Below are 12,748 nucleotides of genomic sequence, written 5' to 3' on the forward strand. Positions count from 1 at the left end.
GATCCGGTTCTCCAGGCCGGCGGTCAGCACACCGATCAGCGAGCTGACGATGAAGAGAACTGCGGGACCTTCGTCCCGCCGCGCGCCTACCCGGGCATCCGGGGCGCGATGACCTGGTCGATCAACTGGGACGCCGCCGCCAATTGGAACTTCTCCCGCACGGTCAAGCCACACCTGGCCACCCTGCCGTAGCCCCCTGTCCCGGGGTTGGTGACGGCACCGGCCGCGCATCGGGGCCGCACCCGCGTACGGGGGTGCGGCCCCGGTCGGTGTGGGCGGGCCGTGCGGCCAGGGAATTCCCGGTCCGCGTGGCTCGGTGACCACGCCGATCCCCCGGCCGGGCGACGGCGCGGCGGTTCGGGCGCTTCTCGTGCCAGGTGGCCCGGTCAAGGATCTCTTCGGCGGTTCGGCGTGTCACCAGGCCGTTCTCACTGATTTCATGCATGATCGCAGGACTTATGCCACGCTTTCGAGGTTTTCGAGGTTACTCCCCGCACCGGGCGCGGAGAGCGCCATGAGCGATCGTGACCCCTTGGTGCTGATGCGCATGCCCGAAGCCGTCACCGAGTTCCTCTCCTCGCTGCGCACCAAGAAGCTGTCCCCGCACACCATCGCCGGGTACCAGCGCGACCTCCACATCGTCTCCGCGATCGCCGCCGGCCTCACCGGCGTACCGGAAGGCGACCTGGAGGTGCGCCACCTGAACGGGCGCCTGGTGCGCACCGCGTTCGCCGACTTCGCCGAACCCCGCTCACCGGCCAGCGTGAACCGCGCGTGGAGCGCCTGGAACCAGTTCCTGACGTTCTGCGTCGCCGAAGGAATGCTCGAAGGCAACCCGATGGCCGCGGTCCCCCGGCCCAAACAACCCCCCAAGGCCCCCAAACCCCTGCTCGGTGACGGCTCGGCGTCCGCGACCCTGCTGGAACGCGTCGCCGACGGCGCCCGCCAGGCGCGCGACCCCTGGGTCGAACGTGACCTGGTGGTCCTGGCGCTGGCCCTGGTCACCGGGATGCGCTCGGCCGAGCTGCTGAGCGTCACCCTCGGCGCGATCGGCGGGTCCCCCGGCGACCGGAGGATCCAGGTGGTCGGCAAGGGCGGAAAGACCCGCTCACTGCCGATCGAGCCGCCCATCGAGCACCTGATCGGCGACTACCTGGAAAGCCGCCTGCGCCGGTTCGGGCTGACAACGCTCCCCCGCTCGGCCGCGCTGCTCGTCGACACCAGGAACGAGCCCCTGCAGCGGGGCGGGCTGCAGTATCTGGTGCGCCAGTGTTACCGGTACGCGGGGATCCACGACCGGGTGCAGAAGGGCACGCTGGTGCACGCGTTGCGGCACGAGTTCGCCACCCGGCTGGCCGAACGCGGCGCCTCCGCGCACGAGCTGATGGAACTGCTCGGCCACTCCTCGATCGTCACCGGGCAGGCGTACGTCGCCTCGACGGCTCGTGAGGTGCGCGGCGCGGCGCGGGGCAACCCCGCGTACGGGGTGCTGGACCGGTTGCGCCCGCGTGGGGACGCCTCCGGGCGGTGAGTGCCGCCGTGCCGCGGGGACGCCTGCGGGGTGTCTCGGCCCGGTCGTCCGCGCTGGGGTGGTTCGCGGCCGGGAAGAGGGCACCGGATCAGGGCCGGTCCTCGTGCACGGCGCGGCCGGCGGCGGGCTGGTCCCGGGTGGCGGCAAAGGTGGCCAGGAGGCGCAGGTTGTCGGCGCTGGGGGTGCCGGGGGCGGCGGTGTAGATCAGGAGGGTGAGGCCGGGGTCGGAGGTCAGGGTCATGGCCTCGAAGTGGAGTTCGAGGTGGCCGACCGCGGGGTGGTGGAGTTTCTTGATGCCGGTGCGGTGGTGGCGGACGTTGTGGTCGGCCCAGCGGCGGCGGAAGGTCTCGCTGCGGGTGGACAGTTCGCCGATGAGATCGGTGAGGTCCTTGTCGTGGGGGTTGCGGCCGGCTTCGGCGCGGAGCATCGCGGCGATGTCGTCGGCGGCGGTGTCCCAGTCGGTGAAGAAGTCCTTGGCGGCGGGGTCGAGGTAGATGAAGCGGGCGGTGTTGGCGGGGCGGCGGGGGTCGGCCAGGACGGGCGCGTACAGGGCGAGGGCGAGCGGGTTGGCGGCCAGCAGGTCGTGGCGGTCGTTGCGGATCCAGGCGGGGGCGTGGCTGATGGCGTCCAGCATGTGCTGGAGGACGGGCCGGATCTTGCGTGCGGGGGTTCGGCGCCGGCCGATGGCGGTGACCGGTGCCCGCCGCGCCAGGTCGAACAGGTGTTCGCGTTCGGCGTCGTCGAGGTGGAGGGCGCGGGCGACGCCGTCCAGGACGCCGTCGGAGGCGCCGGACAGGTTGCCGCGCTCCAGCCGGACGTAGTAGTCGACCGAGACGCCGGCGAGCATGGCGGCCTCTTCGCGGCGCAGCCCCTTGACGCGCCGGTTGCCGCCGTAGGCGGGCAGCCCGGCCTGTTCGGGGGTGATGCGGGCGCGGCGGGAGGCGAGGAATTCCTGGATCTCGGAGCGGTCGTCCATGGACCTCACGGTATGCGACGCCGTGCGGCTGAAGCAGGTACTGGCGTTACCTGGAACGGCAGGCACTGCCGCGTCTGGACGAAAGCGCGTTTGCTGGGGGTGAGCCCCCTGCCAGGCCCTGGCCGGCCGGGCCGGGTAGGGCTCTGACCAGCGGCGATGACGTGAGGACAGTGATATGCGAGCGGCATTCATGTACGGGGCGGGTGATGTGCGGATCGACACGGTCCCGGACCCGGTGCTCCAGCGGCCGACGGACGCGCTGGTGCGGGTGGTGACGGCCTGCATCTGCGGGTCGGACCTGCACCCCTACCACTCGATGCCCGCCGGCGAGGCCACCCCGATGGGGCACGAGTTCGTCGGCGTGGTGGAGGAGATCGGCGCGCAGGTGTCGACCGTACGGCGGGGTGATCTGGTGATCGCGCCGTTCGCGTGGTCGGACGGCACGTGCGAGTTCTGCCGGGAAGGCCTGCAGACCTCATGCCTGCACGGCGGTTTCTGGGCCGCGGGCGGGATCGGCGGCGGCCAGGCCGAGGCCGTCCGGGTGCCGCTGGCGGACGGGACGCTGGTCAAGGCGCCCGTCGGCGAGGATTCCGAGCTCCTTCCGCACCTGCTGACGCTGTCGGATGTGTACGGGACCGGCTACCACGCCGCCAGGCGGGCGCACGTCGGCCCGGGAGACACGGTCGTGGTGATCGGTGACGGCGCGGTGGGCCTGATGGCGGTGCTGTCGGCCAAGCGGCTGGGCGCCGAGCGCATCGTGTTGATGGGGCGGCACAAGGACCGCACCGACCTGGGCCGGGAGTTCGGCGCCACCGACGTGGTGCCCGAGCGCGGCCAGGAGGGGATCGCGAAGGTCCGGGAACTGACCGGCGGCCACGGCGCCCGCAAGGTGCTGGAGGCGGTCGGTCACATGCCCGCCTACGAGCAGGCGATCGGCGTGGTCCGGGCCGGCGGGGTGATCTCGCGGGTCGGGGTGCCGCAGTACGAGGCGGCGCCGGTCGGGTTCGCCGCCCTGTTCGGCCCGAACATCACCCTGACCGGCGGTCCCGCCCCGGCGCGCGCCTACGTCGAGGAGCTCATGCCCGCCGTCCTTGACGGCTCTGTCCAGCCGGGCAAGGTGTTCGACCGCGAGATCGGCCTGGAGCAGGTGCCCGACGGCTACCGCGCCATGGACCGCCGTGAGGCGCTCAAGGTCCTCGTCCGCCCGTAGAACGCCGGGCCGGCCGGGCCCTCGCCGTGCCGCGGCCGGGACCGCCGCGCCGGACCGTGATCCACGCTCGACACCGGCCCGGACGCGGGCCCTGAGACGGTGTGGGGCGAGAAGGTCACCGACGCCGAATATCAGGCTCCCCGCACCTCTCATCCCGGCAGGAGCGTCGCCGGCGGCGATCAGTGACGCCGCATGCCGCGAGCAGGTCACCCCATGCCGGGGTGCTTTGCATCCGGAGGCGCCCGCTAGCATCGGGGTCCCCCGGTCCCGCCTCGCGGATGCCCGTACCGCGACGGACGCCCGGCCGACTCGCGACGGAGCCCGCGTGCCCACGATCGACCCCCGACGTCTCCTCGTCCTCCGTGCCTTCGTGCTGTCCGACTCGGTCACCGCGACCGCGGCGGCGCTGCACCTGACGCCGTCCGCGGTGTCGCAGCAGCTCGCGGCCCTCGAGCGGGAGGTCGGCCACGCGCTGGTCGTACGAACGGGGCGCAAGCTGGCGCTCACGCCGGCCGGGCGCATCCTCGCGGGGCACGCCGAGGAGATCAGCTCCCGGCTGAAGATCGCCGAGGCCGATCTGGCCGCGCACGCGGGTGGTGTCCTCGGGCAGCTCCGGATCGGCGCCTTCCCCACGGCGATCAGCTGGTTGGTGGCACCCGCCATCGTCGAGATGCGCCGCCAGGCGCCGGGCGTCGACGTCACGGTCGTCGACGCGGAGGCGCACATGAGCCACCGGATGCTGATGCGCGGCGATATCGACGTGACCGTCAGCCTGGAGTACGAGTCCGACCCTGAGCGCGACTCCCCCGACATCGTGAAGTTCCCGCTTTACATCGAGCGGTTCAAGGCCGTCCTGCCCCACGCGCACCCGCTGTCCGGCGAGGAGGGCATCGGGCTCACCCAGCTCACCGAGGAGGGCTGGATCATGCCCTCGCCCGGTAACCCGTGCCGCACGATGGTGCTGCAGGCGTGCGCCGAGCTCGGCTTCCACCCGCCGATCGCCCATGTCTCCGACGACTACCGCGCCGCGCTGGCGCTGGTCGCCGCCGAGGCGGGGATCTGCCTGGTGCCGGAGTCCGCGCTCTCCGCCCGCGACGCCGACTGGGTGACGATCCTGCCGACGCGCGGCATCGCGCCGCTGCGCAAGGTGATCATGACGACGCGGCGCGACAACCAGGGCCACCCCGTCGTACGCGCGGGGCTGGAGGCGATGCGGTCCGCGGTCGCCGAGCCGGACTCGGAGGTCTACGGCCCGCTCGCGCGGTCCGACACCTTCAGCGTCGAGTGACGGCTCGGGCCGACGGCGCGTTCTCGCGGAGGAAGGCGTCGACGTGCCGGTGGTACTCCTCCGGCTTGTCGCGGCGCACGCAGTGGTGGGCGCCCTCGATCACGACGACGTCGAAGCCGGGCGCGACGGCCGTGAGGCGCTCACGGGAGTGTTTGTCGACGATGACGTCGCCGGTGCCGGTGATGAGCAGCGCCGGCACGCCGGCCGGGCCGACCGTGATCTGCCGCGCGGTCGGCGTCCAGATCCGGCGTTTTTCGTGGACCCGCTGTTCCATGTAGTTGATGTCGACGGCCTTCATCGCCTCGGCGAGCGGGCGCAGTTCCTGCTCCGCCCAGTGGGGCTTGAGCTCGCGCTGCATGTCCATGAGCTCCTCGACCGACGCGGTGTCGGCGTAGTCGAAGGGGTCCTTGACGGTCTGCTCGACGCTGAGCCACGGGTTGGGACCGGCCTCCGGCACCCACCACGGCGGGTCCTCCAGCACGACGCCGGCCACGAGGTGCGGGGCGTCGGCGGCGACGAAGGCGGCGATCCGCGCGCCCATGGAGTGCCCGACGACGAGCGTCTTGCGCCCGGTCTGGTCGAGCATGTCCTTGAGGATGTCGATCGCGTCCTGCACCATCACGTCGGTGGACGGAACGCCCGCGTGCTCGGGCAGGCGGCTGGGCGACTTCCCGTGGCCCCGGGCGTCCGGCGCCACGATGTGGTAGTCGCCGCACCAGCGGTCGACGGCGTCGCCGTAGCACGCGCCGGACTCCACGGCGCCGTGCAGGATGAGGATGGCGGGCGCATCTGCTGCGTCCCGCCCGTACTCTCGGACGAACAGGTCGGTTCCCACGTGTCCTCATTCAGTACTCTGTCGCGCCGGCCTCCGGCCGGCTCACGACGGGGTGGTCGTTCGGTGAGTCATGGTCATGATCGTGACACGCCTGATCGGCGTCGCGCAACGCTCCCGCGGGTCAGGCCGGCAGCTCCGCCTCCGGTGTCGCCTCGACCAGCGCGCGCGTGCAGGGGTGCCGCGGAGAGCGGAAGATCTCATCGGACGGGCCGGTCTCGACGACGCGGCCGCGCTGCATGACGGCGACGCGGTCGCTGTAGAGGCGGATCACCGCCAGGTCGTGGCTGACGTGGAGGAACGAGATCCCCTGGTCGCGCTGCAGGTCGGCCAGCAGGTTGAGGATCTGGGCACGCACCGACACGTCGAGCGCCGAAGTCGGCTCGTCGGCGATGATCAGGTCCGGCTTGAGGGCGAGCGCGCGCGCCACGGCGACGCGCTGGAGCTGCCCGCCGGACGCCTCGTGCGGGTAACGCCTCAGGTAGTCGGCGCCGAGGCCGACCGACTCCAGCAGCGCGACCAGCTCGGCGGTCGACGTCGTCTCGCCGTGCGCGCGAAAGACGTTCTCCAGCGTCTGCCGCACGGTCTGCAGCGGGTTCAGCGACGCCAGCGGGTCCTGGAAGACCATGGCGACGTTGCGCCTCAGCCGCCGCAGTCCTCGCCGGCTGAGGCGGGCGACGTCCTGCCCGTCGGTGCGGACGGTGCCGGACGTGGCCACCACCAGGCCGTTGGCCATGCGCGCCAGCGTGGACTTGCCCGAGCCGGACTCGCCGACCAGGCCGAGCGCCTCGCCCCGCTCCAGGTGGAGCGAGACGCCGTCGACGGCCAGGAAGCCCTTGCGCCCGCGGCCGAAGCCACCGGCGGTGCGGTAGCGCTTGCTGACGTCGGTCATCTCCAGGATCGGCTCGCTCACCGGGTGACCTCCTGCAGTGCGGGGAGACGATCGAGGTGGCAGGCCGCCAGGTGCGGCCCGCCGCCCTGGCTGGTCGGGCGGACGGTGGGCAGCGGTGCCTCCACGACACAGCGCTCGCCGACCTGGTCGGCGAGGCCGCAACGCGGCGCGAAGGCGCAACCCGGTCCGGCGTCGCGCAGCGACGTGGGCGCGCCGGGGATGGCGCGGAGCCGGGTCCGCTCCCCTGCCGTGTCGAGCCGGGCGTCCAGCCGCGGCGTGGCCGCGCGGAGACCGGCGGTGTACGGGTGGGCGGGCTGATCGAAGATGTCGCGGAGGCTGCCGTACTCGGCCTGGCGGCCGGCGTACAGCACCAGGACCTCGTCCGCCGCGCTCCCCACCACCCCGAAGTCGTGGCTGATCAGGAGCATCGCCATGCCGTACTCCTGCTGGAGTTCGCGGAGCAGGGCCAGGATCTGCGCCTGCACCGTCACGTCGAGCGCGGTGGTCGGCTCGTCGGCGATGAGGAGCGCGGGCCGGTTCACCAGGGCCATCGCGATCACCGCGCGTTGCCGCATGCCGCCGGAGAACTCGTGCGGGAAGCGGCGTACGGCGTCCGCGGGCTCGGGGATGCCGACCCGGTCGAGCATGTCGACCGCCCGGGCCCGCGCGGCGCGGCGGGTGACCGACGGGTCGTGCAGGCGGACCGCCTGGGCGATGTGCGCGCCGATGTCGAGGTACGGGCTGAGGGCGGACATCGAGTCCTGGAACACCATGGCCACGTCGGAGCCACGGGCCCGGCGCAGCTCGCGATCGTCGGCGCAGAGCATGTCGCGGCCGGCGACGACGATCCGGCCCCGGGCGCTCGCCCCGCGCGGCAGCAGCCGCATGATCGCCCGGCCGGTGATCGTCTTGCCCGACCCCGACTCGCCGACCACGGCGAGCGTGCGGCCGCCGTCCAGCCTCATGGACAGGTCCTGGACGACATCGGCGGTGACGCCGCCGCTGGTGAACGAGACGCACAGGTCCTCGACCTGGAGTACGGGGTCAGGCACGGCGGATCCTCGGATCGAGAAGCGGCATCAGCAGGTCGACGATCAGGTTGCCGATGATGATGAGGAAGGCGGAGAAGAGCGTCACCCCGACGACGATGCTCAGGTCGGACTCGTTCACCCCGGCCAGCAGCAGGTCGCCGAGCCCGTGCAGGCTGAACACCTTCTCCGCGATCACCGACCCGCCCAAAAGCGCGGTGACGTCGAGCGCGAACATGGCCACGACCGGCACCATCACGCCGCGGACGGCGTGCCGGTTCACCTGCCGGGTCGACGCGCCGCGCGCGGTCATCGCGACGAGGTGGTCGGCCGAGAGCTCGTTGAGGAGCTGGGTGCGGGTGACCCGGATGTAGCCGGCGGCGAGGATGAACGACAGCACCATCCACGGGCCGATCAGGTGCCAGGCCCAGTTCGCCGGTGACTCCGAGAAGGACACGAAGCCGGAGTACGGCAGCGCGTTGAGCATGAAGCCGAAGACCTGGACGACGAGCAGGCCGACGAGGAAGGTCGGCACCGACAGCCCGAACATCGCGAAGCCGGTCGAGAACCGGTCGAGGGTGCCGCCCTTGCGTATCGCCGACAACGCGCCGAGGCCGATGCCCACGACGAGGCACAGGACGGCCGCGCCGAACGCGAGCGACAACGTGACGGGCAGCCGCTCGGCGATGAGCGTCGTGACGTCGCTGCGGTTGGGGAACGAGTAGCCGAAGCAGGGTGCGTTGCAGTGAACCTGCTGGGCGCCCTGGCCGTACGTACGGCCGACGAAGAGTCCCTTCACGAACTCGGTGTACTGCCACACCGCGCTCTGGTCGGTCTGCATGTAGGCGCTGACCTTGGCCCGGGTCTCGGGCGGGCACGGCTTGCCGCACATGGCGCGGGCCGGGTCCTTGGAGGCCCCGAAGAAGAGGGCTATCGTCACGAAGGCGATCGCGAGGAGCATCAGCACCGCGGTGACCATGCGGCGGGCGATGTAGACGATCATGTGGCATCCTCCGTGCGCACGTCGAGGACGTCGCGGAGCGCGTCGCCTGCGAGTGTGGCGCCGAATACGATCAGGAACACCACGGCGCCCGGGAAGAGCATGTACCAGACGTCCGCGCCGCTGTAGATCCACGGCAGCGAGTCCGAGAGCAGCTTGCCGAGGTCGGGGACGTCGCCTCGCAGGCCGACGCCGAGGAACGACAGTCCCGCGACGACGCTGACGTTGCCGGGCAGTGACATCGCGAACAGGACGACGACCAGGCCGAAGAGGTGCGGCAGCATCTCGCGGCGGATGATCTGCCAGGGCGGGGCCCCGGTCGCGCGCGCCGCCTCGACGAAGGCGCGGGCGTTGATGGCGCCGGCCTGGACGCCGATGATCCGGGCCGGGACGGTCCAGCCGAAGAAGGCCAGTACCAGCACCAGGACCAGGCCCCTGGGCATCTCCGGCGGCACGATCGCCATGATCGCGATGACGAACATCAGGCCCGGGAAGCCGAACATGAAGTCGATCACCCGCCCCGCGACGGCGTTGAGCCAGCCGCCGAAGTACCCGATCGCCGTACCGAGGACGGCGGCGAAGGCGATCGACAGGATGCTCGCCCCGAACGCGATGAACAGCGAGGAGCGGATGCCGTAGACGATCTGGGCGAACAGGTCGACGCCCGTCACCGGGACGACGCCGAACCAGTGGTCGGCGCTGACGCCGCCGAAGGCGCCCAGCGGACGGCCGCCGTCCGGGTCGAGCAGGTCGGTGTGCAAGGTGCTCGGGTCCTGTCCCTCGATCGGCACGAGCAGCGGGGCGCAAAGCCCCGCGATGAGCGGTACGACCAGCATGAGCAGGCCGGCGACGCCGGACCGCCTCCGCAGGAAGCGGCGGAGGACCGGCGTACCCCGGCCCTCCGCCTGCTGGATCTCAGCGATCGACACCGACGACCAGCTCGTTCGCGAACGGAGGGTAGGAGGGGATGAAGTAGTTCCGGATCTTCGAACCGGCCAGGGCCTGCGTGCGCTGCACGAGGATCGGCACGACCGGGGCGTCCTTCATGATCTGCTTGTCGATCGCGGCCCACATCTCGGCGGCCTTGTCGAGGTCCGGCTCCGCGCTCGCGGCGTCGATCGCGGCGTCCACCTCGGGGTTGGAGAACTTCGAGGCGTTGCCGCCGCCGTTGCCGATCTCGCTTGAGGCGAACAGCGGCTGGACGGTGCTCATGCCGCTCGGGAAGTCCGCTCCCCAGCCGTTCGTCGTCATGTCGTAGTCGCCGTCGGCGGAGGAGATGAGCTCGTACCAGGTGTCGCCGTCGAGGCCCTTGAGCTCGACCTTGACGCCGGCCCGCGCCAGCGAGTTCTTGATGCTCTGGGCTTCCTTCTCCTCGATCGCACTCACGTCGGTCGGGTAGGTCAGGGTGAGCTTCAGGCCGGAGACGCCGGCGTCGGCGAGCAGCTGCTTCGCCTTGTCGGCGTTGCCGGTGTCACCGCCGTCGTACAGGTTGTACTTGGTGTAGCCGGGGATGCCGGGCGTCATGATGGTCGAGGTGATCTGGGCGCCGAATTTCGGGCCGCCGTACACGCTCTGCAGCTCGGCCTTGTTGATCGCGTAGTTGATCGCCTGCCGCACGCGGACGTCGGAGAGGCCCGGGCGCTTGACGTTCATGGCGAGGTAGCGGAAGTAGCCCGACGGGCTGTTGGCCATGCGGCCGGAGATCGACGGGTCGGATTCGATCCGCTGGAACTGCGACGGGGAGATGAGCGCGTTGCTGATCGCGGTCTGGTCCTCGCCCTTGTCGTCGATGAGGCGCTGCACGATCGTGTCGTTGTTCAGGCCCATGTCGAGGACGATCTTGTCCGGGCCGGCGGACCGCGCCTGGTCGGTGTCGGCCTTCCAGTTCGGGTTGCGGTCCAGTACCGCCTGCGAGCCCTTGCGGAAGCTCGTCACCTGGTACGGGCCGCTGGCGACCGGGTGCTCGCCGTAGGTCTCCGGCTCGGTGTCGGCCGCGGCCGGCACCGGCGCGAACGCCGGCATGCTGACGATCCACGGCCAGTTGCCGAACGAACGCGTCAGGTGGAAGACGATCTTGTGGTCGCCGACGACCTCGATGGAGTCGAGCTCCTTGCCGTCGTACGGGCCGTCGTAGTGGGTGCCGCCGACCAGCAGCGTCTTGTGGTAGCCGAGGCCACCTTGGAACATCGGCGCGAACGACCGCTCGATGCCGTACTTCACGTCCTGCGCGGTGATCGGGTTGCCGTCGGAGAACTTCAGGCCCTCCCGCAGCGTGAAGGTCCACGTCTTGCCGCCGTCGTCCGTCGTACCGGTGTCGGTGGCGAGGTCCGGCACCAGGACCGTGTCCTTGTCCGGGTGCGTCCGCCACGACGTCAGCCCGCGGTGCACCCACCGCAGCCGGCTGGTCGGCACCATCTGCGCGTTGGCGGTCTCGAAGGACTCGTTCGCGCGCCGCGAGAGGTAGTGCAGGGTCCCGCCCTGGGGCAGGGACTCCAGCGCCGTCGTGTTGTTGTCCTTCGCCGGCTCGGTGGACCGCGAGTTCGCGTTACAGCCCGCCATCACGAGGGCCAGGACGAGCGCGAGCCCTGCGGGCACCACTCTCCGGGATCGGTTCGCCATAGATCGCGCTTCCTGTGAGGCGGTCCCGATCGGTCGGGTCCGCTGCTTGGATCTCAGGAAGGGAGTCTGTTGGCGGGCGAGAGCACGCGTCCATCGAGGAGTTCTGCAGGTGACCTTTCAGAAAATCTGAAAGATCGCGGAGATCTACGTGCGTGACGTCCACGATAACCCGGCGGCCGGGGCGGCGGGTAGTCCGCGGACGCCCCTGGCCAGCGCGGTGGTGAGGGCGCGCAGGGACGCCAGGCCGGTGGTCTCGTCGGGGGCGTCGAGGAGGGCTTGGACGAAAGCGGTGCCGACGGCCACGCCGTCGGCGTAGCCCGCCACCTCGGCGGCCTGGTCGGGGGTGGACACGCCGACGCAGACCGGCAGATCGGTCGTCGCCCTGGTCCGCCGCACGAGATCGGCGGCCGAGGCGCCGACGGTGTCACGGACACCGGTGACCCATGGTCGAGGCCGCGTAGACGAAACCGGAACCGGCGGCGGTGATCCGCCTCAGCCGTTCGTCCCTGGTGCTGGGCGCGACGATGAAGACGGTCGCCAGGCCCTGCCTGCCGGCATGGCCGCGCCACGTCGCGGATTCCTGGACGGGCAGGTCGGACAGGATGCAGCCCGCCCCGCCCGCGTCGGCCAGTTCGGTGGTGAAGCGCAAGATCCCGTAGCGGGCGATCGGGTTCCAGTACGACCGCTCTGAGCCGGTCCTGGTGACGCCGGCCGAGGTGATCGACCACCCCGCCGCGGTCGTCCTTCCCCGCGTTTTCCGGCAGCCCCCCCCTCAGGGGACGACGGCGGTGGCGGTGATCTCGACGAGCTGCCCGGAATACCCAAGGTAGGAGACCCCGAGCAGGGTCGAGGTGTGCGGGCCGTCCGACAACTCCGAAGCGCGCACGACATCCCACACCCGGATCAGATCCTGGTGCTCGGACGCCGCGACATAGACGGTGCTGGCGACCACGTGCCGCAGGTCGCTGCCGACCGCGCGCAGAGCCGTGGTCAGATTGGCCAGCACCTGCCGCGCCTGGGCGACCGGGTCCCCCGGTCCGACGAGGTCACCGTCGGCGTCGACGGGCACGGCGCCCGCCATGAACACCAGCCTCTCCCCCGCCTCGACCACCGCCGCGTGAGCGTATCCGGGCGGCGGCACCAGGTTCGGCACGGTCGTTCGCTGGACCATCGGTGAACTCCTCACGATACGGGTCTCCTACGACCGGTCATCATGACGACGCCGGTCGCCGGGTGTCACATGGTTTTCCGCCGCCGCCGCCGCCCGGTCGCGGCGCCCGGTGAGGTACGTCCCGCGGACCCGGGCCGTGGACGGCCCCGCGGAAATGTCGGTGGGACCCGGTACGGTCGGCAGGATCATGGCCGAAGGGAC

The 12,748-nt window shown here is 71.3% G+C and carries 11 protein-coding genes and 2 pseudogenes; 4 read left to right on the plus strand and 9 right to left on the minus strand.

Annotated features, from left to right (window positions below; genetic code table 11):
- Positions 1 to 192, plus strand: a pseudogene (locus AB0B89_RS17625) (hypothetical protein); the annotation flags it as partial.
- Positions 193 to 514: 322 nt separating this feature from the next.
- Positions 515 to 1,531, plus strand: a complete 1,017-nt coding sequence (locus AB0B89_RS17630; protein WP_358553510.1) for a tyrosine-type recombinase/integrase — start codon at positions 515 to 517, stop codon at positions 1,529 to 1,531.
- 88 nt (positions 1,532 to 1,619) lie between these two features.
- Here AB0B89_RS17630 and AB0B89_RS17635 read toward each other — a convergent pair whose 3' ends face one another.
- A complete protein-coding gene (locus tag AB0B89_RS17635; protein WP_358553512.1) occupies positions 1,620 to 2,507 on the minus strand; it encodes a helix-turn-helix transcriptional regulator in 888 nt (295 codons plus the stop codon).
- 175 nt (positions 2,508 to 2,682) lie between these two features.
- Here AB0B89_RS17635 and AB0B89_RS17640 point away from each other — a divergent pair, with 175 nt between their 5' ends.
- A complete protein-coding gene (locus AB0B89_RS17640) occupies positions 2,683 to 3,717 on the plus strand; it encodes an alcohol dehydrogenase catalytic domain-containing protein (RefSeq protein ID WP_358553514.1) in 1,035 nt (344 codons plus the stop codon).
- A 325-nt stretch (positions 3,718 to 4,042) separates the two neighbouring features.
- Positions 4,043 to 5,005: a LysR family transcriptional regulator gene (locus AB0B89_RS17645; RefSeq protein WP_358553516.1), complete on the plus strand. Its 963-nt coding sequence runs from the start codon at positions 4,043 to 4,045 to the stop codon at positions 5,003 to 5,005.
- On the opposite strand, the gene AB0B89_RS17650 is transcribed toward AB0B89_RS17645, so the two are convergent.
- The 8 genes and pseudogenes from AB0B89_RS17650 to AB0B89_RS17685 all read right to left on the minus strand — a co-directional run bounded on the left by AB0B89_RS17650 (position 4,992) and on the right by AB0B89_RS17685 (position 12,547).
- Positions 4,992 to 5,840: an alpha/beta fold hydrolase gene (locus tag AB0B89_RS17650; RefSeq protein WP_358553517.1), complete on the minus strand. Its 849-nt coding sequence runs from the start codon at positions 5,838 to 5,840 to the stop codon at positions 4,992 to 4,994. The two genes, AB0B89_RS17645 and AB0B89_RS17650, sit on opposite strands and share 14 nt — an antisense overlap.
- A 121-nt stretch (positions 5,841 to 5,961) precedes the next feature.
- Positions 5,962 to 6,750: an ATP-binding cassette domain-containing protein gene (locus AB0B89_RS17655; RefSeq protein WP_358553519.1), complete on the minus strand. Its 789-nt coding sequence runs from the start codon at positions 6,748 to 6,750 to the stop codon at positions 5,962 to 5,964.
- The gene (locus AB0B89_RS17660) at positions 6,747 to 7,781 is read right to left on the minus strand and encodes an ABC transporter ATP-binding protein (RefSeq protein ID WP_358553521.1); all 1,035 of its coding nucleotides are present in this window, start codon (positions 7,779 to 7,781) and stop codon (positions 6,747 to 6,749) included. The genes AB0B89_RS17655 and AB0B89_RS17660 overlap by 4 nt, the downstream gene beginning before the upstream one ends.
- Positions 7,774 to 8,760 carry an ABC transporter permease gene (locus AB0B89_RS17665; RefSeq protein ID WP_358553523.1) on the minus strand — a complete coding sequence of 329 codons (987 nt, stop codon included), beginning with the start codon at positions 8,758 to 8,760 and terminating at the stop codon, positions 7,774 to 7,776. The genes AB0B89_RS17660 and AB0B89_RS17665 overlap by 8 nt, the downstream gene beginning before the upstream one ends.
- Positions 8,757 to 9,686, minus strand: a complete 930-nt coding sequence (locus AB0B89_RS17670) for an ABC transporter permease (protein WP_358553525.1) — start codon at positions 9,684 to 9,686, stop codon at positions 8,757 to 8,759. The genes AB0B89_RS17665 and AB0B89_RS17670 overlap by 4 nt, the downstream gene beginning before the upstream one ends.
- Complete coding sequence (locus tag AB0B89_RS17675) at positions 9,673 to 11,376, minus strand: ABC transporter substrate-binding protein (protein ID WP_358553527.1); 1,704 nt, start codon at positions 11,374 to 11,376, stop codon at positions 9,673 to 9,675. Before AB0B89_RS17675 ends, AB0B89_RS17670 begins: the two co-directional genes overlap by 14 nt.
- A gap of 144 nt (positions 11,377 to 11,520) precedes the next feature.
- Positions 11,521 to 12,025 (minus strand): annotated as a pseudogene (trpA, locus tag AB0B89_RS17680) (tryptophan synthase subunit alpha).
- Positions 12,026 to 12,148: 123 nt separating this feature from the next.
- The gene (locus AB0B89_RS17685) at positions 12,149 to 12,547 is read right to left on the minus strand and encodes a RidA family protein (RefSeq protein ID WP_358553529.1); all 399 of its coding nucleotides are present in this window, start codon (positions 12,545 to 12,547) and stop codon (positions 12,149 to 12,151) included.
- Positions 12,548 to 12,748 lie beyond the last annotated feature (201 nt).

Source organism: Sphaerisporangium sp. NPDC049002, from assembly GCF_040649355.1.
GTDB lineage: Bacteria > Actinomycetota > Actinomycetes > Streptosporangiales > Streptosporangiaceae > Sphaerisporangium.

Excerpts from the sequence above, each read along its gene's own strand:
- AB0B89_RS17630 (WP_358553510.1), top strand. The coding sequence starts at position 515 with ATGAGCGATCGTGACCCCTTGGTGCTGATGCGCATGCCCGAAGCCGTC.
- AB0B89_RS17635 (WP_358553512.1), bottom strand. The coding sequence starts at position 2,507 with ATGGACGACCGCTCCGAGATCCAGGAATTCCTCGCCTCCCGCCGCGCC.
- AB0B89_RS17640 (WP_358553514.1), top strand. The coding sequence starts at position 2,683 with ATGCGAGCGGCATTCATGTACGGGGCGGGTGATGTGCGGATCGACACG.
- AB0B89_RS17665 (WP_358553523.1), bottom strand. The coding sequence starts at position 8,760 with ATGATCGTCTACATCGCCCGCCGCATGGTCACCGCGGTGCTGATGCTC.
- AB0B89_RS17675 (WP_358553527.1), bottom strand. The coding sequence starts at position 11,376 with ATGGCGAACCGATCCCGGAGAGTGGTGCCCGCAGGGCTCGCGCTCGTC.
- AB0B89_RS17685 (WP_358553529.1), bottom strand. The coding sequence starts at position 12,547 with ATGGTCCAGCGAACGACCGTGCCGAACCTGGTGCCGCCGCCCGGATAC.